Source organism: Propionibacterium ruminifibrarum (assembly GCF_900289195.1).
GTDB classification, from domain to species: Bacteria; Actinomycetota; Actinomycetes; order Propionibacteriales; family Propionibacteriaceae; genus Propionibacterium; species Propionibacterium ruminifibrarum.
Window position 1 is genome coordinate 141608 of sequence record NZ_OMOH01000005.1, and the last position, 24684, is coordinate 166291.

The window sequence follows — 24684 nt, forward strand, 5'->3', positions numbered from 1 at the left end:
GATGACTCGACAGGAAATCGTTGCTGCTGTTGCCGCGGGCCGCATGACTGCGGCAGAAGCGTATCGTCTTCTGGGTGAAGAAGCCACCCCCGCTGGGGCTTCCGATGAGCCTCGGGAGGATCTGCTGCATGGGGTTCGTATAGCCCGACGATGCTGGCTGCCCCTCGCCGCTCAACTACCCGCAGCAGACACCGGGGCGACGGTGATTATTACCGATGGCACCGACTCCCAAAGCATGATGCTTAACGAGCTTGTCGCTGGCGAGGTGCTTCTCGAACTTCCGGAGTCGGCTGCTGACCCAGTCTCGAGTGATGCCTTTGATACGTACTGGACGGAACACGTCCAGGATCGTGTCCGGGGCTGCGATCATCTTGTGATCGTCTTCCGCGATCCGACACCGAGCATGGCGAACAGGGACACAGTGTTGCTGTTCCGTGTGTTCCAAGTTCTCGCTCATCTGCGTCGAACGACGAGCCTCGCCATTGATGTCGTTGTGGACCGTCAGGACGAGGAGGCCTTGGCGTGGGCCATGGCATGTGACTCGTTCCTCGCCTGCGTGAGGTTGGAGCGGCCATTGCTGGACACCAGGGTTGTTGTAGTCGAGACGCAAGCCTCGCTGTCGCGAGTTGTGGCCCTTGGCGCGGAGCTGCGTTCGAGGGGGGTCGCTGCGCGTTTGGCGAGGACGGACGCCTCCGGTTCAGCCTTGCTGACTGCACAGGTTACCAAACCGGGTCAGTTCGTCGAGGATGAATTCCTCGAGGAAGTCGATTTCTTGGTCACGGGGGGCACCGGCGGCCTTGCCCGTGTGCTAGCTGGGGGTTTGCTGAAACGTGGTGCGGGGCACGTGACCCTGTGCGGGCGTAGGGGGCCGGAAGACCTGGATGCCGACTTGGTTCAGTTGATCGAGAGGAACAGGGATCGTGTCTGCTATGTCAGATGGGATCCTGCCGACGACGAGGATCTGGTCGGACTGGCCTGTGATGCCGTCCGCGCTAATCACCGTCTTGTCATCCTGCACGCTGCAGGGGTACGCAACGACGCCTTCTTGGTGAAGCAGAATCTCAAGGACTTCTTGACCACGGCGGTGCCGAAGGTGTCCATGACCCGGGTCGTGATGGAGGCAGCGAGGTCGATTCCCAACAGCACTGTTGTGCTCTTCTCTTCGGTGACATCCCTATTCGGTAACATCGGCCAATGCGCGTATGGCTTCGCCAACGGGCACATGGATGGGTGCGCTGTCGCCGCACGGGAGTCATCCGGCGGAGAGTTGCGGGTACTGTCGGTGAACTGGCCGCTATGGGACGAGGGCGGCATGCAACTGGATGAGGGCGCGCGTCGGATGATGAGCGCAACCACGGGCATGGAGCCCCTTCCGACGGCTGTGGGTCTGGAGTTCCTCATTAGGGCGCTGTACGACGGTTGGCAGGGTGACGAGGCGTTGCTGTACGGGGACCTGGACAAGTTGGCTGGCCTGCTGGGGGCGAATGAGGCGCCGCCAGATCGTGCCGTGGCTCGGGAGGCTCATGCGCCCGCAATGGGGGCTCCGGCCGTCCCACCGCGTTCATGCTCGTCGATCTCAGCGCACGAACTACACCGCCGCGCCTGCTCGTTCCTCGTGGAGGTGGTGTCGGGGGTGACCGAGATCCCTCAGAGCGATATCGACATCCATGCCGCCTTCGACCAGTTCGGGCTGGACTCCATCGTGGCCATGCGCATAGGCGACGAACTCGAGGCAAACTTCTCCGGGTTGTCAAAGACGCTACTCTTCGAGTATCAGAACATCACCGACTTGGCCTCTTATTTTGTCGATGCCCACTATGATGAGCTTCTGACGGTCCTCGGGATCGGTGGGAGTTCGCTCGATGACATGGTCGAGCAGCCTCCGGCCGCTCCAACCCCGTCGGTCAAGGCCGATCGACCAGAGGTCCAGCATCCGGCAGTGGCGATCATCGGGATCGCCGGACGCTATCCGGGTGCTACCAGTCTCGACCAGTTCTGGGAGAACTTGGTGCACGGAGTGGATTCCGTCAGGGAGATTCCGGCCGAGCGTTGGGACAACGAACAAATCTATGATACGCGCAAGGGTCAACTGGGGCGTACCAACAGTCGCTGGGGCGGCTTCCTGGATGGTATCGACCAATTCGATCCACGATTGTTCCGGATCAACGCGCGCGAAGCGATGATCATGGATCCCCAAGAGAGGATCTTCCTGGAAACTGCGTGGACTGCCGTCCAAGACGCCGGGTATAAGGTCTCGGACCTGCACGGCTGTCGGGTGGGGGTCTTCGTCGGTGCGATGTACTCCGAATACCAGATGCTTCCGGCTTGTGTCCGGGGCAGGAACCTGCCCCACACGAGTCTGCACTCCTCCATAGCCAATCGTGTGTCGTATTATCTTGATCTGAATGGTCCGAGCGTTGCTATGGATACCATGTGCTCTTCGTCGCTCGTGGCGATCCACTATGGTGCGCGCAGCATTCTCGATGGCGAGGCCACCATGGCCATCGCTGGAGGCGTCAACCTGTCGCTCACTCCCGATAAGTATCTGTTCCTCGCCCAAGGGAACTTTCTGTCGTCGGACGGGCGCTGCCGCGCTTTCGGTGAAGGCGGTGACGGATATGTCCCGGGCGAGGGGGTCGGCGCGGTTCTGCTCAAGTCACTCGAGCATGCACTCGCCGATGGGGACCACATCTACGGGGTTATCCGTGGCTCGGCTGTGAACCATGACGGCAAGACCAGCGGCTACACCGTGCCGAGCCCCCAGGCCCAAGCCGACGTCATCTCGGCCGCTCTGGAACAATCGGGACTCGAACCTGCGCGGGTCTCTTACGTGGAAGCGCACGGCACTGGCACATCGCTAGGCGATCCTATCGAGATCTCCGGATTGAAGTGCGCGTATGGCGGCGCATCCTTAGGGCGAATTCGGGCGATCGGCTCTGTGAAGTCGAACATCGGTCACACCGAGTCCGCTGCCGGTATCGCTTCCCTCACCAAGGTGCTGCTGCAAATGAAGCACCACGAGCTGGTGCCGAGTCTGCACGCGACTCGGCTTAACCCGATGATCGATTTCGATGATGCCGGATTCACCGTTCAGCGGGAGCTCGGGGCCTGGCATTCGGACGGTGCACCGCGGGTGGCAGGTATCTCGTGCTTCGGCGCGGGCGGCACCAACTGCCACATGATCGTGGAGGAACCCGCCGCCACGCCGGTCCGAACCATGGATCCTGAACGTGTCTTTGTGCCTTTCTCGTCCACCTCTGACGAGCAGTTGCGTGCATTACTGGAGAAATACGTGACCTTCCTCGCCTCTGACGATGCCAGGGCCATGACATTGGTGGACATCGCGCACACCATGACGAGCGGGCGTGATCGGATGAATGCTGCCGTGATCATCTTCGCTAGCAGTATTGAAGAGTTGCGCGAGCGGATCATGGGATTCCTGACCACTGGTCATACCGATGCAAACGTGCTTTATCGTCCAAGCGTCGAACAGACCGATGATGTCGGCTTCCTCTTGGAGGGGGAACAAGGCGATGACATGGTTGCCCACCTCATCGAGCAGCGTTCCATGGAGCAACTGGCCCGGGTGTGGTTGCTGGGACGGCCGGTCGACTCGAGGCGTTTGTTCCCAATGGCGCGCAGGGTCTCCCTGCCAACCCACGTCTTCGACCATGACTCATACTGGCTGCCTGGCGACGGCTCCGCGGCGACCGAATCGGCGCTGTGCGGGGTCTTGGACCGTAACGAATCCGACTTCGACGGCATCAGGTTCACCTCGTTCATCGATACTGCATCGGAGGTGAAGAGTGCTTACATTGCCCCCGATGCAATAGTGGACCCGATGGTGGCTCCGCAACTGGCACACGATGGTTTCCAGCAACTAATGGGGGACGAGCCCGATTCGTTCGAGAATCTCCGGTTGATCGTAGCACCCTCAGGACCGGCCCCGTGCTCCTTCACTGTTCGCGCGGACCGTGGCGGTGCCATGACGCTGCTCGAGGTGACTGATGGTGACGGAGCTGTCGTGTTCCAAACGGCGGCCGGTACCACCGCCGAATCCGGCAGCACGGCCACCAGTCGGGGCGGGGAGCCTGTTCTGAGCTGGCCCGGTGACATGCCCGACCCCGGCAGTATTCCGCTCGTTACCGTGCTGCGCGCATGTATGGCTGCGTGCACGACTGACCAGTCAGGACTTCTCGGGGTGGGCGCTGTGCGCATCTTTTCCAGCTTCCCGATCATCGTCGTACGTCAGATGCCTGCCCTGGATGGAGGAGACGGGATCGACCTGGAGTTCGGTAGCGCAACCGGCGACGTGGTCGCTTTGGCGACGAACGTCGTAGTGACTCCCTTCACCTTGCAGGACGCCTCCATGGCTGTCGATGATGGTGGCGGGCAAGAAGCGCCTGTGGATCGTCCCCCAGATGTCAGGGCTTTCATCCTAGAGGTTGCCTCCGAGCTGTTCGGCGTTCCGAGCAGCGGTATCGACGAGGACATGCCCTTCGACGAGTATGGGATTGATTCGGTACTCATCGGCAAATTCGTCGAGGCGATCCGGACCCGTTTCCCCTCGATGCCGGAAACGTCGTTTTTTGACCACACCACCGTGCGTTCCCTGACGACGTATCTTTCCTCGTTGGAGGATACTGAGCCGGTGGTTGCTGCCATCCCTGCGGCCCCCACCGCGGTGACCCGCAGTCGACCATCGGTGCCGATGTTGGCCTCCGTGTTACCGGACGGGGCTGGCGGTAATGACGACGAGCCGATCGCGATCATCGGCATGAGCGGCGTCTTCCCCGAGGCTGCCGATCTGGGGGAGTACTGGGACAACCTGCGTGCGGGACGCGAGAGTATCTCGCTGGTTCCGGCCGATCGTTGGGACTACCGAGCCTGGTTCGATCCAGAGACCGACATTCCTACTCCCGGGAAGATCTACGCGCCGTGGGGCGGATTCATCGATGATCCGTACGGCTTCGATCATGCTTTCTTCAACATCACTCCCGCCGATGCTCGTGTCATCGATCCCCAAGAGAGGATGTTACTGGAGACCATCTGGCACACCCTGGAGGATGCCGGGCGCACCCGCAGTGACCTGATGGCATCCGGAGGCGACGACCTCGCGGAGAATGTCGGAGTCTTCGTCGGGTCGACGAACCATACCTACGAATTCTGGGGTGTGGAGGAATGGGCGCGTGGCAATGCCGTCGCCACCAACTCTTCCCCATGGTCCCTGGCCAACCGACTCAGCTACTTCTTCAATTTCAGTGGCCCCAGCATGCCCGTCGACACAGCATGCTCATCGGGGCTCACCGCGTTGCATCTGGCCGTCGGGGCGTTGAGGCGCAGGGAGTGCACCAGCGCTGTCGTCGCTGGTGTGAACCTCTACCTGCACCCCATGAAGTACGTGGCGATGTGTCAGATGAAGATGCTGTCGCCGACCGGGCATCTGAGCGCCTTCGGGGCCGACGCCGACGGATTCGTGCCGGGCGAGGGAGTCGCCGCAGTGCTTCTCAAGCCTATATCGCGGGCACTGGCCGACGGAGATCGGGTGCGCGCGGTGATTAGGGCCAGCGAACTCAACCATGGTGGGCGCAGCAACGGCTACACGGTGCCCAACGGGGTGGCTCAGACACGGCTTCTGCAACGGGCCTGGCGGCGGTGCGGGGTCTCCCCGTCAACCATCGGGTATCTCGAGATGCACGGCACTGGCACCAGGCTCGGTGATCCCATTGAGGTCGAGGCAGCGACGAGGGCGATGCGTGACGCCACGGATCGCCAAGGATTCTGTGCGATGGGTTCCGTGAAGTCGAACATCGGGCATCTGGAGTCATGCGCTGGTCTCGCCGCCTTGGTCAAGGTGGTGCAGCAGATGGAGCACGGCGTGATCCTTCCCACGATTAACGCCCACTCGGTCAATCCCCGACTGAAACTAGAGCACAGCCCCTTCGTCCTCGCCCACGAGGAAATGACCTGGCAGCCCGACGAACGTTCGGGAGTTCGCAGGGCTGGCATCAACGCCTTCGGTGCTGGCGGCTCCAATGCCCATGTAGTTATCGAATCCTTCGATGAACCCGAATCGGCACGCCCGGCCGCAGGTGACGAACTCATCGTCCTGTCGGCGCGCGAGGCAGAACGTCTGCCGGTCGTTGCTGACGAACTGGCATATGCCCTCGAGCGTGATCCGGACGTCGACCTACAACGGGTTGCCCACACGCTCAGGGTCGGGCGGGAGCCATTGGCCAGCAGGTTGGCTTTCGTTGCGCATGATGCTGACCATGCTGTTGCCGTGCTGAAGGCGATCTCTTCGGGGCGCGCCGTACCCGAAGTGATGACCTCGGAGGATCGCGATCCCACTGCGATGATAGTAGGTCAGGATCGGCTCAGTGCAGCCGCAGCGGCGTGGGTTTGCGGTGATCCGGTGGAATGGCCGGCCTGGGATGGTCGCTTTCCGTGCCGTGTGTCGCTCCCGGGGTACCCGTTCAGGCACGCCTCCTTCGTGCAGGAACGCACCATCGTGCGCCCAGCCTCCGCCGAGGAAGCCCGACGTGCGGAGGTGACCGTCAGGAACCGCCACGAGGACTTCCGCATCGATGAGGAACTGCGGCGCGTCGATGCGGTGAGCGCCAGCTACATGAAGGACTGGGAGCGGGTCACTCCCGAGCTCCAGCAGGCAGGCCGATGGTCGGAGCGACTGGTGGTCGTCTGTGCCCAGGAGTCCCACGACAGAACCGCGATTGCGGAGGCCCTTCGCGACGAAGGCGCCCGAGTCCTGGAAATCCATCCGGACGCGGCTCGGCATGGTGAGAAGGTCCCGGGCGATGTGACGGATGTGATCTGGATGCCCCAGAATGTCAATCCCTGTCACGACGATCCTTGGAGCCGCGAGGAACTGGAGTCGCACGACCGCAGTTTGGTTGACTTCCTCGCACTGCTCAAAACGATCGCCGCACGGGGCTCCGGTGCTCCGGTGTGCAACGTGCACATTGTCACCGATCGTGTGCAAGATCTTGACGGCGGCTGCGTACGAATGTGGGGCGCCGGGTCGAGCGCCATGCTCAGGTGCGTCACCCGTGAGCATGTGAACATCCGTGGCGTCGCCATCGACATGGATCTGTCATCCGGGGTCGAACCCGCGGACCTCGTCACATGGGTCGGGAGTATCCGCTGCACCACCGAGGTGGACGAGCTGATCGTGCGCGACGCACTGTGCCGACGACTCAGACTCTCACGTGTTGAGGTCCCGGCAGCGCGGGGCGATCTTGCAGCACCTGACAGCGTGCACGTCATCTTCGGAGGACTCGGATCGCTCGGGTTCGAACTCGCCTGTCATTTGGTCAAGAACTGCGGCGCACGTGTGTGTCTCGTCGGGCGTTCTCCTATCGATCATGACAGGCGCCAACTGATGGACCGCCTGGGCGGCGAGGGCTCACGGGTGATGTACCGCAGGGCCGATGCCACCGATGAGTCTGCGGTCCGTAGTCTGCTCGACGACGTGATGTCTGCATGGGGCCGGATCGATTGTCTAGTTCACACTGCCATGGTGTTCGGTGAGTCCACCGTAGAGGATCTCACCGACGAAGAGTTGCTTGACATGCTTCGTCCCAAGACGCGTATGGTCCAGGCGATCCTTCGGGCCAGCAGGGATATGGAAATTGAGCGGTTTATCGCCTTCTCCTCGTCGCAGGGCTTCTTGGGGGCGCCTCGCCGGGCTCATTACGCGGCTGCGTGTGCTGGCTTGATGAGTTTCCTCGATTCCATGCGTTCGCAGTTGAATATGACCATTCATCGGATCGACTGGGGTTACTGGGGCGCGGTGCGTGGTCGCCGCATTAGCCGTGAATATGCGGCGTTCCTCGACGCCCATAACATCAGGCCGATCTCTGTGCAGGAGGGAATGGATGTGGTGGCTCGGGTGGTGACCAACGAAATGCCGGCGCTCACCGTCCTTACCGTTGGCGATTTGGTCCGTTCGACGATGTCGATCCTTGATAACGCGCAGCCCCGGGCGTGGAATCGACAGCGGGCAGCCAAGGCCATTCACAACGCCCCCGCACGACCGATGCCCGAGACTGATGAAGAGGCCCATGAAGGCTCGGCCCAGACGTTCGAGGAGGTCCGCTCGGCCCTTATGAGCGACCTGGCCCAGACGATCTCGTCCTCGGCATCCGAGATCGACCCGTCCCAGTCCTTCATGGACATTGGCTTGGACTCGATCTCGGGGCTCAAATTCGTCCGCAATGTCAACTCGCACCGGGGTTATCGCCTCCCGGACACGGTCGTCTTCGAGTACCCGAGCATCGACGCCCTCGCTTGGCACATCATTGAGGCGCCGCCGATCATCGAATCGGTTGGGCCAGCGACCGACGAAACCGTGTGCGAGAAACAGATCCAAACTCCGGACGTCGCGCCACCTGCCAACTCGGCAGCGATGGACGAGGCAGAAGAGGATTTCCTTACCTTGTTGAGGAAACTCGAGTCTAACCAGATCACCCCCGAACAGGCCATCGGCAAGGGAGAAGTCAAGTGAGTACGGATTTTCGTCATGAGCTGATGGACATGGTGTATAGAGGAGAGATCAGCGCTGAACAGGCTGCTGCTATGTTGCCACGGGCCGGGAAACCATTGCCAGCGAGAAGCGGCGAGGACGTCGCGGTCGTCGGGATGTCGGGACGTTTTCCGGGTGCAGACGATGTCGACGAATTCTGGCGGCTGATCGAGCAGCAACGCTCCGCCATCGTGGATGTGCGTTCCCGATGGCCGCAGATCGCGGAACTCCTCGACTCCGCCTCCCGCAGTGGGCACGCCTACAGCCACTGGGGCGCCCTGATGAACAGCATCACCGACTTCGATCCGGCGTTCTTCGATCTGTCGCCTCGGCAGGCGCAGTTGATGGAACCGCGCCAGCGGTTGTTGCTCATGGAGGCCTGGCGTGCGATCGAGGAAGCTGGGTACTCTAGGGCTGAACTCGACGGTCGCAATTGCGGCGTATTCATCGGCTGTGAGGGTAGCTCGGACTATTTCCACGACATGCGGTTCGACCGCATGGACGGAAATGTCGTGCTAGGACACTCGAATTCCGTACTGGCGGCGAGGCTCTCATACTTCATGAATCTCACCGGCCCAACGATGAGCATCGACACGGCATGCTCGTCCTCATTGGTGGCCATCCACTTGGCGTGTCGTTCGCTTCTCGACGGGACATGCGACATGGCCCTCACCGGTGGGGTCACGGTCATGTATTCCATGGCCGATCAACTGCTCCAGTCAGACATGGGCATGCTGTCGCCGACCGGACGATGCGCGACTTTCGACGTGGGCGCGGATGGCTTCGTGCCTGCAGAGGCAGCAGCCGTGCTGGTGCTGAAGAGGTTGTCGGACGCGGTCCGTGACGACGACCACATCCATGGGATCATCCGCGCCACCGCCATCAACCAGGACGGCAAGACGAACGGCATCACAGCCCCCAGCGCACTGTCCCAGGAACGCTTGATCAGGGATGCATGGCGGTCGGGACACGCAGACCTGTCGACAATGAGGTACATCGAGGCACATGGGACGGGAACGCCGCTGGGTGATCCGATCGAAGTCGACGCCTTGGTGCGGACCTATGGAGGACTGAGCGCCTCGGGGCGGATCGGTGTCGGGTCGGTCAAGACGAACGTTGGTCATGCCGGGGCAGCTTCGGGTGTCATGTCCATGGTCAAGGTCCTCATGGCGATGAGGCACGGTGACATCCCCGCGAGCATCAATCTCACAGAGGTCAACCCCCGTATTCGACTGGAAGGCTCCAGTCTGCACATTGTCAGAGACCTGGAGCCCCTGTACCTGGATGATGGGGAGGCTACCGTCGCGGTCAGCTCCTTCGGCTACAGCGGGACGAACGCCCACATCATCGTCGAGTCAGCGAGACATCTTGCCACCCCCGTGAACGGGGGTGGTCTGGAGGCTCCCGATTTGCCGTTGACGTTGTTTCTTTCCGCAGCCTCTGAGCAGGCACTTCTGGACCTGTGCTCCGCGTATGACCGGTGGTTGGCGACGCACGGTGAGGGTTTAGATCTTCTCCAGCTGTGCATCCAGTCCTTGGTCACTAGGACCCAGATGCGGTACCGAGTGGCTGTCGAGTTCACCAACCTCGCCGAGTTGCAGGACGGCCTCCGGTGCGTTGACGGCTCTATGATCACCAGGGCCATGCGACACGTCGACGCCCAGGACCTAGTCATTGTCGACCGACTGATCGCCGCTATGAAGCCGCCGAAGGGGGATCGCCACGGGCTGGCACGCCTGATGAACCGGCTGGTCACGACTTGGTCCCACGGAGTGGATGGTGACTACTTGGTGTTGCGTGCCTACACCGGGCGTCGGCTCAGTCTGCCCACTTACCGGTTCTCGCACGCGACCTATGAGCTCGAATCGGACGACTTGGTCGCGGGAGAGCACGTCCGGGCGCTGCCGACCGGTGCGGACGCGCCTGTCTCCCCCCGGATACGTCGAACAGATGACGGCTCCGGGTTTGAGTTCGAGATGTCCGGTGATGACTTCTACGTGCGTGACCACACACATGTCGTTCCTGCCGCGGTTCACTTGGAGATGATCGTGCAGGGTGCTGCGCATCTGGATCCTGATCGCCCGGTGACATCCATACGTAACGTCATGCTCATGCGTCACGTTGACGTGCCAGCCGGTGAAACTGTCACGGTCAGGTTGGACGTGGCGAGAATTGCCGACGACCGCATCCGGTTGGTCATCGGTTCGGGATACGGGCAGGATTACGGGCCATGCGTATCGGCCGAGGTCGTCTACGGAGACCGTGCCCGGGCCACTCCGCCCGGTGTGGCATCTCACGCCGACGCCTATCCCGAACCCGATGCAATTGCTGTTGGTGCCTACCGAGATTATCTCGACCAGTGCAATGCCAGCGTGGGCCCGACCTTCCGAGGCGTCAGGACGCTCGCACTTGGGCCGGACGATGCGTTAGTGCACATGGACCCGAACGCCAGCGGGAATGATCTGAGTGGATTCATGCTCAATCCGACGCTGTTGGATGCTGGGTTCAGTGGCGCAGCGATCTGGGTGTGGGCAGCGCACCCGGAGGCCCATGGTATCTACGTGCCGTTCTCGCTGGGGAGACTGGATCTGGTCAACCCATCGCTGCACCCGGTAGCCATTCGCATCCACCAAGCACGACCTGCCACCGGTGGTGACGTCCAGACTGTCGGATACAATCTTGATTACCTCTCGGACAGTGGCGACGTAGTCTGGCACATAGAGAATTTCTTCCTTCGCCGACTGGCGTCTCCGACGGTTGATGATCCATCTGATCTTGGCGTGTTGGCGGTGCGGGAGACCTGGCGCCGCAACCCAGGGCGAGCGTCCTGTGCCTCGGCACTGGTGGTGCTGAGTACCCTAGACAGACTGGGGCAGGCCCGTGAGATCGTCTCCGCCAACGGCGGCGCGCATGTCCTGATCAGCGTCGATGGATCCTGGAGCCCGGCCCACGATGATGTGGTCTTCCTTGATGACCTCACCGAGGATGAACTGGCCGAGGCGCTGATTCCCGGCGTCGATTCTGATCTTGCAGTAGTGGCCCTCCCGATGCGTCCTCGGGTTGGTGGGGACCCGGCGCCAGGGCAGCAGACCTCCTGTGTTCTGCGTGTCGTCAGGAATCTCTTGAAGAACCAGCCGAACAGAATCACCGACGTCATCACCACGACCTACGGTGATCCCGCCGAACTTGCCCTGGCAGGCTTCCTACGTACCATGCATGTCGAGAACTCCTGCTATCGTGGCCACGTTCTTCGCGCCGACGCCGACGATCTCGTCACGGCAGTGTGTGACGAGCTGGGGAACGCCAGCGCGTCGAGCGAGGTACAGCGCCGCGACGGTGTGCGGTACGAACTGACCCCGCAGATTGCCCCAGACTTCCATGTTCGTCCGGAGGCCGAGGACCGCATCCGGGGCGGCGCTTTCCTCATCACAGGAGGAACCGGTGCGCTCGGCATGGTCCTCACCCGACATCTGCTCGATCACGGGGCCGATGTGGTGATCGTGAGCGGACGCTCCCATACGGTAGCATCCCGCATCGCCGAACCAGCCATGAACGCCAAGAGTGAATACCTCCAGTGGGATGTGAGCGGTACAGGACTGACAGCCGGAGTGACGGCGGACATCCGCCGAATCCTGTCCAAGCACGGCCACGACGCCTTGACAGGCGTTTTCCATGCAGCGGGGGTCATTCACGATGGCGTGATCGCAGCCAAGGACGATGACGTCTTTCTGGCCACAGTCGCCCCCAAGATGTGGGGCACTGACCATGTCATCGAAGTGGCTCGTGCCTGCGGCGCGGAGTTCGTCCTGCTCTTCTCGTCGACTGCAGCAGCCCTCGGCAACCCCGGCCAGTCTGACTATGCCTACGGAAATCGCTACATGGATGCGGTGGCGGCCAACCAGGACGAGGCATCCCTTCCGAAGATCCAGTCCGTGAACTGGACCATCTGGGCTGGCGACACCGGCATGACTGTCCCGAAGGCGCAGGCGCGGCTGATGGAGGAGCGCTTCGGCATCGTGCCCCTACCGGTGGACCAAGGGTTGTCGGTGCTCAATGCTGTGGTTGCATCAGGCGAGCGACGAGTGACGATCCTCTATGGACATCCCATGCTGATGCAGAAACGGCTGCTGGCAACCACCGAGCCGGAAGCCCTGGTAAGCATGTCCCTCCCCGCGAGGGAGGACACTGACCCCGCACTGGACGCCATGCTCGTGGCGGACTTGCGTGAAATCGTCGGAGTGGCCCTGCGGATATCCCCCTCTGAGATCGATTTCGATGAGGATATGGCGCGCTTCGGATTCGACTCTATCTCTTTTTCTGGCTTGGCGAACACGCTTAACCAAAAATTCTCGCTCGACATGACCCCGGCAGTTTTTTTCAAGTATTCGAGCCTTGGTGAACTCAAGGACGACATGCTGGCGGAGTACCGGCAGGAACTCGAATCCCATTACGCTCAGCAGGAGGCGTCTGACTGGACGCCGTCACAACTCTCTGATCACGGTACAGGAAACGTCGGGCAGCCTGCCCCGGCTTTCGCAGCGGCGAGGCGATCGGCGGGCGTGCAACTCGCCGATGGCGCTCCCCTCCGGCCGCCCGACAACGAACCGATCGCCATCATCGGCATGTCTGCCCGGCTGCCGGGCTCGGATTCGATCGATGAATTTTGGGATCACCTGATGGCCGGAGATGATCTGATCAGCGAGATACCGGCTGACAGATGGGACTGGCGTGCCCACTACGGCGATACCAGCAAGGATAGGACGAAGACGCGATTTCACCACGGTGGTTTCATGAAGCGGATCGACACCTTCGACCCGTACTTCTTCGGCATCGCAGGGGTGGACGCGGAAGTCATGGATCCCCAGGAGCGGATGGTGCTCGAGGAGAGCTGGCATGCTCTCGAAGACGCGGGAATCGTGCCCGCTGCTCTGGCCGGCGGTGAGACGGGCGTGTTCGTGGGGGTCTCTACGGGCGACTACCAGGAACTGCTGATCCGGGACGCATACCCCAACATGCTAACCCAGACCATGATCCCGAACAGGGTCTCGTTCACTCTCAACCTCCACGGTCCCAGCGAAGTGGTGGATACAGCCTGCTCGAGCACATTGGTCGCGTTGCACCGCGCTGCGTCAGCGATTCGATCGGGACGATGCGAGATGGCGCTTGCCGGCGGTGTGAACGTAATCTGCTCTCCCGGCATGTACGTGACCCAGGGGCGTATGAACATGTTGTCGCCGGACGGTCGATGCAAGACCTTTGATGCCGCAGCAGACGGTTACGTCCGGGGTGAGGGCTGCGGCATATTCGTCCTCAAATCTCTCAGCGCGGCCGAGCGTGATCACGATAGGATCCTAGGTGTCATCAGGGGTTCTGCAGTGAACCACGGCGGAGCTGCCACCAATTTGTTTGCCCCCAATGAGGCCGCCCAGGTGCAAGTCATCCGCCGTGCTCACGAAGGGATCGGAATCGCTCCGGACGAGGTTGCCTATATCGAGGCACACGGAACCGGGACGGTGCTGGGCGATCCGATCGAAGTCAACGCCTTGATCGGTGCCTACCGTGAACTCTACGAGGCGGCGGGGCTCCGATTCGACGGAGACGCAGCTGACGTTTACCTTGGCGCCGTGAAGACCAACACGGGGCACTTAGAGGCGGCTGCTGCCGTGCCCGGCCTAGTGAAGATCCTGCGATCCTTCCAGGCGGGGTTCATACCCCGCAACATCCACTTCACATCCATGAACCCGTACCTCCGGTTGGCTGGCACCCCGATCAAGCTGGCTAATGATCCGATCGCCTGGGGCTCGATCACCGCCGATCCCCGAAGGCAGCGGCCGGTGGCGGCCATCAGTTCCTTTGGTATCGGGGGAGTGAACTGTCACCTTGTGCTGGAGGCGCCGCCGCGCGATCCCGACGTGTCACCGGTCCGGGCCGAAGGTCCGTTCGTGCTGCCGGTTTCGGCTCGTACCGAGTCTCAACTGGTGGACTACGTGAACGAAATCCGTGGCTTTGCGCTGGCGCATATGGCCAACGACTCTGGGAAGAACCTATTCGAGCAGGTCAGCGCACGCTGCATGCAACTGCTCGGCGTCACATCCGCCGACGAGTTGGACATGGGTGTCTCACTGATCGACTACGGCGTGAGCCCGACGGATCTGGCTGGGATGGACGATGGCATAGTGGCTCTCGACCCCAGGATGACTCTGGCGGACGTGGCCGCCCTGCCAGCATGTAGCGCGTCGCATTCTCAGGGCAGCGGAGCGGATCTGCTTGCTGACGTGTGCGAGACTTTCCGCGTCGGAAGAACCAGGTTCAACAACAGAGTGGCTTTCGTCGTCAGGGATATTAAGGAACTGGTGGATCAATGCGGCGCCCACTTGGCTGCAGAAGGCACCGCTGGCGTCCTTGAGCCGGACCCGGCGACACCGGTCGAGCGGCAGGCACGCGCGTGGGTCGCTGGCGATGATTCGGCCCTTCAACCGATCCCCGGAGCGAGCCGGATATCTGCTCCCTGCTATCCGTTCGAGGAGCAGCGCTTCTGGTACACGGATTATCAGCTTGATTCCGGGTCGGCGCAGGGCCGCGCGACCGATGCCGAGGACGTCTGTCCAACCGCGGGGGCGCAGGCTGTCACCTCGTCGGTGTCGATGAGCGAGGGTGGCCTCGGGATCAGAAGCAGGGTCTTGGCAAGCCTGTGCCACGTACTAAAGATCCCCGCCGAGCAGGTGGCAGATGACGAGCCGTTTGCATCCTACGGACTCGACTCGATCAAGCTGATCCAGTTCGCAGATGAGCTGGCGCGCCAACTCAACCACGATGTAGATCCGGTTGTCCTCCTCGACTATCCAAGTCTGGGAACCCTTGCCCAGTATTTCGAGGCGCTAGAGGTTGTCTACTCGGATGCCCCACACGGCCAGGAAATCGTGGCCACGTCGGGACAGACCGAGATGATGCCGCCACCTCTCGGTCACGGAGTCATCCTCAGGCTGCCGGAACTGATCGTTCTCCACGCTGCCAAGGAGTTCGACCGACAAATGATGGTTTCGTTCTGGCGCGAACTGGCCGATGGGGAGATCGGGCACATTGACATGGTTCCGTGCGGCCCGGACGGTCTCGAGGGAATGCGTCGTAAAGGGCTCTGTTATGTTCACTGCCTCACCAGAGACGCTAAAGGTAGGCTGGCCGAGGCTTGGGTCGGCGGGCAGGGAGAGGAAACACTGCTGATCATCAATGGGATCGGCGTCGCCCCTTCCTTCGCGTCCCCGCAGATTGCGGGGTTTGCTGGTGGGCGACGCATCGTGTGTCTATCGATGCCGGGAGTCGGTTTGACTCCGATGATCGACGATCTCTCATTGGCTAGCCTGGCAGAATGGGTGCTGTCGAGCCTTGACGCGCTGCAAATCGAGCGATTCGACGTGCTCGGGGTCTCTTGGGGCTCCCTGCTGGCCACGACACTCGCGTGGACAGCGCCAAAACGAGTCCAGCGACTCGTCCTGGAGTCGCCGAACGCTGACATGGGCGAGGTGGAGAACGCGACGAACTATGTCGAGGATCTCGCCACGGTCATGAACGCGGACTTTGCGATGGCGACCGGATCCCACGACGAGGCCGCCAGACTGTTCACCGATGCCAAGTGCTTCGAGCTGAGAGCCTTCCTGCGATGGAGCGACTACTTCGCGGTGAACAGCCCGTCGCGTCACGAAGTGCTCTCGCTGTTACCTGAGATTCACCAGCCCGTGCTCGTGATCACCGGGGACCGGGACACGATCACTCCAGCGCGGGAGTCTGACCTTGTCGCCCTCTATCTGAAGAACGCGCGGGTTCACACGGTCTACGGGGCATCGCATCTTCCATCCGCCACGCACCCGAATGAGTTCAACACGGTGGTCACCGCTTTCTTGTGCGATCCCGACGCCATGCTTGGGTTCGCATCTGGTGACCAAGTTCACGAATAGGAGACGCACTGATATGGTGAACGCATCGACGAGGGTCCGGCTGCTGTGCGCGGTAAACGGTGATTTCTATTCCCACGTCGCCAGGGTCCTGGCCATCGCTTTGAGATTGCGGGAATATCCTCAATTTGACATCGCATTCTCCGGCAGTGGACGTTTCATGTCCCTCGTCGAGGACCAGGGGTTTGAGGTTCTGGTGACAGACCATCTCACCGTCGAGGAGGTGGTAGAGAAGTCGGATGAGCGTGGAATTCATTGGTACGACGACCCGGTCCGCCTTGACGCGCTGTTCGCTGCCGAACAGGAGGTGTTCGACCGTTGGCGACCTGATGTGTGCCTGAGAGACAACTTCCGCGATCCGGCCAGCGTAGTTGCTCATATGCGCGGGGTCTTGGATATCATGATTATCCAGGCTAGCCAGACCGACGCCTACCGGTTCGATTTCATTCCCATCAACTATGATCTGACCGGAGGGGAGGATCAGAAGGAGGCGATGCCAGGCCTGGTTAGGCTGGCACGCCGAAACGTCTATGCCCCGCTTTACGCAAAAGCCCGAGAGATGGGATTGTCCCCCGAATGCTGTCAGGATTTTGGCGCGGCGGCGGACTTGTATCTAGTTGCTGACAGCTATTGCCTCTTCCCGATTAAGCCGAGTTCTGGTCACTACGAGCACGTCGGGCCCTTGTGGTACATCAATGCCCAGGCCAGGCCAGTCTGGCTCGAGGAATTCAGTAACTCGCCTCTGGACCGTTTTCTTATTGCGACCGGATCCACAGGAACTACCAGTTTCGATGAGTTCTTCCGTCAAGTTGATCCCCAACACGACACATACGCGCTGGCTTTCACTGATGAGGTTCCCCCGCCTTTCTTCGGGGGGTCACCGTCGATCACGAGCACCGTTCTTCCGCATTGTGATCTGATCGTAAGCGACGGGGGACTTGGTGCCACCTATATGGCCCTCTATGCGGCTAAGCCTACAGTCGCGATCTTCGACCGGTTCGAACAACAAGCCAATAGTAGAGCCTTGGAACGGCTTGGCGTGGGGATCGGTTTCGGGATCGGCACGTTGGGCCCCGATGACTTGGTGTGTGCAACGCAGACTCTCTTGCGGAACCCCGTGGTTGCCTCACAGCTACGGAAAGCTCAACAACGACTGCTCGACGAGCCGGAAGGTGCTCGCTTTGCGGCCATGCTGGTGGCGCGTGAGTGCGCCCGGCACGCGTCATGGGCTTCGGAGTTCTTGGCTCCCGTGATAGCGGATCTCGAAGAAGAATCCCGGAGCCATCGTCTGGGCGATGAACCATGGGTTGCGGCATTAGTTGCAGATTCCTGCTGGTCGGCCGACGGGCGAGGTGACGCAGCGCTCCAGTTCTCCAGCTACCGTGCAGCGCCCAAAGCACCGGTACTCGACTTCAGGCTCGATGTCGGCCATGTGATAGCGATTGTCGCACAATCGACGGAGGTGGCTGATCGAATCGTAACGGGGCTCGAGGGACGGGGCGCGGCTGAGGAGGGAAGCGTGACCTTGTTTGGCACGCCGGTGCATGTTGGCGAAACCACGGTGGTGGAACTCGAGTCTCCGACATCGGGGGCACGCGTGGTCCAGCTCGGTTCCCAACCACTATTCCGGGATGGCCTGCTCACCGGGGCCGACACCGCTGATCGGCTTCTGCTGGTGGTGACCGACGATGACGTTCATGATGAAAGGACACTCGCGGAGATCGCCCAGCAGATGGCTCAGTTGCGTGACGATGACACAGCGGTGCTGCTGGTCACAACATCTCCACGTCTCGCGGAAATGTCCGCCGACGAGGTGGTGCTGGTCGCCCCTGACCATGCTCTCGGACCGGCAGAATCCCGGCGCATCGTGGCTAGATACTGTCCAGGTAGCATCGTGTCCTGGCATCCGTCCGGGCCGATGCAGGTCGTCGTCCGACACGCGCTCGAGGGGCGTCCTGAGTTCATCGACACGTCCGGGAAGTCGGCCTGCATCACCGACGACGTCGCCGGATTCATCAAGCAGCTCGAGATGGCTGGTGCGCGTCAAGGACTTGCATTGGACGAACTGACCATTCGTGCAGCGCATCTCGATGACGTCTACGCCCTTCTGTTCCCGCCCACGCAGGCAGGTGACCGATGACGACTATAGTTTCTTTGCCATCTGTTTCAAAGAAACCGTCGGCGTTTTTTGCCAACTCGTTCGGGAAAGGCCATCCCGATGAGCATCGTTGATCTTCTGAGGAAGAACGCCCGTGAAATCGGCGAACAGTGTGCTCTCGTTGAATTGGACGTAGATGTCAGGACCCAGTGGGTCCCGGAGGAGCCATCGGGCTGGCGTCATAACCTGGCGGCTTGGTGTGTCCGTCGTGAACTGAGCTGGTCAGAGTTCAACCAGCTTTCCAACCAATGGGCTGGTTTCCTCATGACTCGCGGAATCAGCACGGGTGACCGCGTCGGGATCCTTATGCTCAACGGGATCGAGTGGCTACCCGTCTACTTCGGAGTTCTCAAGGCAGGGGCGGTTGTCGTCCCGCTGAACTTCCGTTATGAATCAGCGGAGATCGACTACTGCCTCGAACTCGCAGAAGTCAAGGCTCTCGTGTTTGGCTCGGAATTCACTGCCAGACTCGCTGAGACCCAATCGGCCCGTGAAGGGCGGTGCGCGATGCTCATGGTGGGCGGTCCGTGTCCGGAGTTCGCAGAGCCATTCGTTGGGGATCCGTCCGCCGTTGACCCCTGCATTCTCACCGATCCTTCCGACGATGCAGCCATCTATTTCTCAAGCGGCACGACGGGTTTCCCTAAAGCGATCCTTCATTGCCATTCAGCCCTGATTCACGCTGCGCGGGCCGAGCAGAATCACCACTCCCAGACAGGCGACGACGTCTTCCTGTGTATTCCACCTCTGTACCACGCCGGCGCGAAGATGCATTGGTTCGGGAGTCTGCTCACAGGCGGACGGTGTGTGTTGCTGCGTGGAGTGACCCCATGGTCGATCCTAGCAGCGGTCAGCGCTGAGAAATGCACCATCGTGTGGCTGCTGGTTCCATGGGCGCAGGACATCCTGCTGGCCATCGAACGGGGAGAACTCGATCCTGCAGCGCATGAACTGGACCAGTGGCGGCTTATGCATATCGGTGCTCAACCGGTTCCAGAGAACCTCATCTGGAGATGGCAGGAGACTTTCCCAAATCAACGCTATGACACGAACTACGGTTTGACCGAGGCTACAGGTCCCGGGTGTGTCCATCTCGGCGTCGACAACGTCGACCACGCGGGAGCTATAGGGCGCGCAGGATATGGATGGCGGACCAAGGTGGTCGATGATTGCGGTCGCGATGTGGTGCGGGGGCAGCGTGGCGAACTCGCAGTCCGTGGCCCCGGGGTTATGAAGGGCTACTTCAAGGATGAGACCGCCACACGGGCGGTTCTCGATTCCGACGGGTGGCTCCTGACCGGAGATATCGTTGAGGAAGATCCCGATGGTTTCCTGTGGCTCGTAGATAGGAAGAAGGATGTGATCATCAGCGGGGGTGAGAACATCTACCCTGGGCAGATCGAGCGATTCTTAGCGGGGGACCCGCGGGTCAAAGATGTCGCACTGATAGGTCTTCCCGATGAGCGCCTCGGAGAGGTTGCGGCTGCAGTCGTGGAGGTGAAGCCTGATGTTGTGCTCACTTCAACAGACGTATTCGCCTTGTGTGAGGAATTGCCGCGCTACAAGCGTCCGCGGCACATCATCTTTGCCCCAGTCATCAGGAACGGAACGGGAAAGATTGATAAACCTGCCTTGAGAGCCATGTACGCCCATTCAGATGGTTTCTGATTATGGTGGTCCCGAGTAAAATGAGGCTCCATCGTGTCGGTGGAGCGATTAGGTCATCGTCAAGGCCTTGTCGATCTGGATGTGGATCTTAGCCTTGAAATCCAGCGGGTTAAAGCGTTCGATCTGATTCGTACCAGTTGAAAGATGATGACCGACCATGGGATTCTCCAATCCGTGGGCCGGATCGGTAGCTGCTTCGACAATGCCGCTGCCGAGTCCTTCAATGCGATCCTGAAGAACGAACTCGTGAACCGTAAGGTCTACCCGACCCGTCAGTACGCAGCCCAGGACGTGACAGCCTGGATCGAGTACGACTCGATCGCAAACGCCTCCACTCGGCCATCGATTACCAGACTCCCAACCAAGTCGATACCGAATGGAGGCAACACCAGCAGACAGCAGCCTAAACCAACCATTAACCACTGTCCGAAAAACCTATATCACTCCAGAGTTTTGCATAACCCTCCTGGTTCTTCATTGCTGAACGTCAAGCTATCCACCGCAGCACCTTCACCTCGGTGGCAAGGGCCGCAGTTCATCACTGGCTGGGACAAACGCAAACATCCATTCGTATGGACAAAACCCTCGACAGAATCAACTGGAAAGGTAAGTATGCCTCAACTACAGGATACACTTGGATCGTGTTCGCCTGCTCGCCTATGCTCTCTTGCGACGACCGATCCCGTCCGGCCCACGACGTCCGGAACGGTTCCAGCACGTCAAGGAGACTCAGATGACCTCTCGCCGAATCCCTCTTCTCGCCCGGCTCGGCCTGCCCGCCATCGCCCTGGCCCTTGTCACCGGCTGCGCACCCAGCGCCAGTACCGCGATGGTCATTGACGACGTGACGGTCTCCGAGAACCACCTCGACGCCCTCACCGAGGGGTGCTCCGAGGCCCTCGACATAGCCGGTCTCGGCGGCCAGTACCCAGACGGTGAGGTGCGCCGGAACGTCGCCTCCTGGGTCGCGCAGGGCCTCATGGCCGACGCCCTCATCGAGCGCGCCAACATCACCGTCTCCGACAGTGAGCTCCAGGAGGCCCGTGCCGGGCTGAGGAACTCCGAGCTGTTCACCACCACCGCCAACTGCACCGACGCCTTCATGGGCATCGTCAAGCTCACCGCCTACGTCTCCATGGAGGGTGAGGCCACCGCTCTCGCCCAGGCCGCCGACGTCGAGGTCGAGATCAACCCCAGGTACGGCACCTGGGATCTCGACGAACTCACCATCGAGGGCACCGGTTCGCTGTCCTCACGCAGTGAGAGCTGATGGTCGCTGAGGACCCCGAACCCAGGGGCGCCCAGTTCGAGCGCCTCGTGCAGGTGATGGACCGGCTGCGGGTCGACTGCCCGTGGGATGCCGCGCAGACGCACCGCAGCCTCGTCAAGCACCTCATCGAGGAGTCCGCCGAACTGGTCGACGCCATCGAGACCGGCAGCGACGAGGACCTGCGCGAGGAACTCGGGGACGTCCTCATGCAGGTGGTCTTCCACGCCAGGCTCGCCGAGGAGGACGGGCTCTTCACCATCGACGACGTCGCCGCCGCCATCGCCGACAAGCTGGTGCGGCGCCATCCCCACGTCTTCGCCGGCGAGGACACCCCGGACGACCTGGACACCCTCTGGGAGGTGCGCAAGCGCGCCGCCAAGCGCCGGGACTCCTGCCTGGACGGCATCGCCGAGTCCCTGCCGACCCTGGCCCGTGCGGCGAAGACGGCCCAGCGCCTGGACAACGGGGGACCGGACCAGGTGCCGTTCGCCGACGAACCGATCACCGCCGAGGAGGCCGGTACACAAGTCCTTTTGCTGGTGCAAAGAGCCCAGGCGAGCGGCGTCGACATCGACCAAGCCGTTCGTGACGCCACCCGAGCCTGGGAGGACACTATCAGGGACGCTGAGAAATCCTAGGCGGGCCCGAGCCGGCGCACCGTCCGGTGCGCGGACGCAGCCTTGACATTGTGTGAATTTGCTGATTTCGTTTAGTTATTCGCATATGCAAATGAAAGGAGGCTGCCATGGCTCGCATCCCGGCCCTCATCCTCGGTCTCGGCGTGTCCACTCTGCTTCTCGTCAGCGCCTGCCTCGGCCCCACCGACAACGACTCCCAGACCGGTGCGGACGCATCCACGGCCGCCCGGTCCGCCTCCTCCGCGTTCGTCTCGCCCGCCGGCTCCAGCGGTACCGCCTCGCCGAGCCGTTCGGCGTCGAGCCCGGTCTCGTCCACGGCGTCCTCCAGCGCCTCGGGCGGCGCCGTGAGCGACGAGTACGAGGGCAAGCGCACCAACGACTTCCAACGCATCGCGGCCGACGAACTCGGCGGACTGCCCCAGCGCCGTCTCAAGAGCGACCCGCCCAACCACGAGATGACCGTCCAGTACGTCACGGGCGACTCCAGCCGCCAGATCTTCCTGCGCGCCTACTTCGCCGGCCAGAACGGTGAACTCGGCCCGGTCGCATCGGTCGACGATCCCTACTTCGACACCGTCGTCACCAGCGCACGCGACGCCTTCGTCGACGAGGGCGCCCCGGACGTCGTCATCCGTACCACCACGGTGCAGGGCCTGGAGTGGAGCTGCGCCGAGGGCATCAACCCGACCAAGAACATCCACCGCGGGCTGTGCGCCACCGTCAAGTACGGCCGCGTCATCGAGATCCAGCCCACGCAGGTCGGCCCCGACGCCGACGGAGCCACGAGCCGGGCCTGGGACGACCAGATCATGAACGAGGTCAGCGCACTCGTCAACGCGCTGTGAACCGCCGCCCTCATCGTCGGCCGCCCTCCGTCTCGCCTGATGAGCGCCCCAGGAACCATGGCTCGGGCCGGTGGTGAACCGATAGGATTGGCGCGCGAGAGTGAGAGCCCGCAGTTCCGCAGGTTCACCGACACACTGAAAGGTCAACACCCGTGGCAGTTATCGAATTCCTTGAGGCTCGCGAGATCCTCGATTCGCGCGGCAACCCGACCGTCGAGGTTGAGGTCGTCCTTGATGACGGTTCCTCCGCCCGCGCGGCAGTTCCGTCGGGTGCGTCCACCGGCGCCTTCGAGGCAGTCGAGCTCCGTGACGGCGACAAGAGCCGTTACGGCGGCAAGGGCGTCCAGAAGGCCGTCAGCAACGTCGTCGAGGCCATCGGCGAAGAGGTCCTCGGCATGGAGGCCAGCAACCAGCGCGAACTGGATGCCGCCATGATCGAGCTCGACGGCACGGACAACAAGGGCAAGCTCGGGGCGAACGCCATCCTCGGCGTCTCCCTGGCGGCCGCCAAGGCCTCGGCCGACTCGGCCGAGCTGCCGCTGTACAAGTACCTCGGTGGCCCCACCGCCAATCAGCTGCCCGTCCCGATGATGAACATCCTCAACGGCGGCGCGCACGCCGACTCCAACGTCGACATCCAGGAATTCATGATCGCCCCGATCGGCGCCTCCAGCTTCGCCGAGGCCTTCCGCGTCGGCGCAGAGGTTTACCACGCCCTCAAGGCGGTCCTCAAGGACAAGGGTCTCAACACCGGCCTGGGCGACGAGGGCGGTTTCGCTCCCAACCTGGAGTCCAATGCCGCCGCTCTCGACCTGATCGAGGAGGCCATCAAGAAGGCCGGTTACAAGCCGGGCAAGGACGTCGCCCTGGCCCTCGACTGCGCGGCGAGCGAGTTCTACGACGGTGGCAAGTACACCTTCGAGGGCAAGGAGCGCAGCTCCGCCGAGATGATCAAGTACTACGAGGAACTCGTGGACAAGTACCCGCTGGTCTCCATCGAGGACCCGCTGAACGAGGAGGACTGGGAGGGCTGGGCCACCCTCACCGAGCGCATCGGTGACAAGGTCCAGCTCGTCGGTGACGACCTGTTCGTCACCAACGTCAAGCGCCTCAAGTGGGGTATCGACACCAAGTCGGCCAACGCCCTGCTCGTCAAGGTGAACCAGATCGGCTCGCTCACCGAGACCATCGACGCGGTCAACCTGGCACACCGCAACGGCTTCCATTCGATGATGAGCCACCGCTCCGGTGAGACCGAGGACACGACGATCGCCGATCTCGCCGTTGCGCTCGGCTGCGGCCAGATCAAGTCCGGCGCCCCGGCCCGTGGCGAGCGCATCGCCAAGTACAACCAGCTCATCCGCATCGAGGAGGACCTCGACGAGACGGCCGAGTACGCAGGTGCAGGAGCCTTCCCGCGCTTCGACGCCGACAAGTGGTGAATGTCCTGGACGGCCAGGTGCACTGACCTGACCGGCCCCTGATCCGGAGGGCGGCGCCCCACGGTGCCGCCCTCCGACCATGCCCTGGACCGGTGCCCTGACTCGTGCCCCGGGCCACCCCGGAAGAACCGTGCGAACCCATGACAGGCGAGGCCGCCACCAAGGGGACGGG

Annotated in this window: 8 protein-coding genes; all 8 read left to right on the plus strand. The window is 61.8% G+C overall.

Annotated elements, in window-relative coordinates:
- The first annotated feature begins 1 nt into the window (after window position 1).
- The 8 genes from PROPJV5_RS07340 (at window position 2) to eno (ending at window position 24512) form a co-directional block, all read left to right on the plus strand.
- On the plus strand, window positions 2-8524 hold the full coding sequence (locus PROPJV5_RS07340; protein ID WP_182858630.1) for an SDR family NAD(P)-dependent oxidoreductase: 8523 nt from the start codon (window positions 2-4) through the stop codon (window positions 8522-8524).
- Window positions 8521-16494, plus strand: a complete 7974-nt coding sequence (locus tag PROPJV5_RS07345) for an alpha/beta fold hydrolase (RefSeq protein WP_147385394.1) — start codon at window positions 8521-8523, stop codon at window positions 16492-16494. Before PROPJV5_RS07340 ends, PROPJV5_RS07345 begins: the two co-directional genes overlap by 4 nt.
- The gene (locus PROPJV5_RS07350; RefSeq protein ID WP_147385395.1) at window positions 16475-18631 is read left to right on the plus strand and encodes a hypothetical protein; all 2157 of its coding nucleotides are present in this window, start codon (window positions 16475-16477) and stop codon (window positions 18629-18631) included. Before PROPJV5_RS07345 ends, PROPJV5_RS07350 begins: the two co-directional genes overlap by 20 nt.
- A gap of 78 nt (window positions 18632-18709) precedes the next feature.
- A complete protein-coding gene (locus PROPJV5_RS07355) occupies window positions 18710-20317 on the plus strand; it encodes a class I adenylate-forming enzyme family protein (RefSeq protein WP_119715705.1) in 1608 nt (535 codons plus the stop codon).
- 733 nt (window positions 20318-21050) lie between these two features.
- Window positions 21051-21587, plus strand: coding sequence for a hypothetical protein (locus tag PROPJV5_RS07365; protein ID WP_147385396.1), 537 nt, complete (start codon window positions 21051-21053; stop codon window positions 21585-21587).
- A complete protein-coding gene (locus PROPJV5_RS07370) occupies window positions 21587-22225 on the plus strand; it encodes a nucleoside triphosphate pyrophosphohydrolase (protein ID WP_119715708.1) in 639 nt (212 codons plus the stop codon). The genes PROPJV5_RS07365 and PROPJV5_RS07370 overlap by 1 nt, the downstream gene beginning before the upstream one ends.
- A 107-nt stretch (window positions 22226-22332) precedes the next feature.
- Window positions 22333-23070, plus strand: a complete 738-nt coding sequence (locus tag PROPJV5_RS07375) for a hypothetical protein (protein ID WP_119715709.1) — start codon at window positions 22333-22335, stop codon at window positions 23068-23070.
- A 152-nt stretch (window positions 23071-23222) separates the two neighbouring features.
- Complete coding sequence (eno, locus tag PROPJV5_RS07380) at window positions 23223-24512, plus strand: phosphopyruvate hydratase (RefSeq protein ID WP_119715710.1); 1290 nt, start codon at window positions 23223-23225, stop codon at window positions 24510-24512.
- Window positions 24513-24684: the final 172 nt, after the last annotated feature.

What these genes read in the sequence shown, in the direction of transcription:
- PROPJV5_RS07340 (WP_182858630.1), top strand. Translation starts at nt 2, where the DNA reads ATGACTCGACAGGAAATCGTTGCTGCTGTTGCCGCGGGCCGCATGACT.
- PROPJV5_RS07355 (WP_119715705.1), top strand. Translation starts at nt 18,710, where the DNA reads ATGAGCATCGTTGATCTTCTGAGGAAGAACGCCCGTGAAATCGGCGAA.
- PROPJV5_RS07365 (WP_147385396.1), top strand. Translation starts at nt 21,051, where the DNA reads ATGACCTCTCGCCGAATCCCTCTTCTCGCCCGGCTCGGCCTGCCCGCC.
- PROPJV5_RS07370 (WP_119715708.1), top strand. Translation starts at nt 21,587, where the DNA reads ATGGTCGCTGAGGACCCCGAACCCAGGGGCGCCCAGTTCGAGCGCCTC.
- PROPJV5_RS07375 (WP_119715709.1), top strand. Translation starts at nt 22,333, where the DNA reads ATGGCTCGCATCCCGGCCCTCATCCTCGGTCTCGGCGTGTCCACTCTG.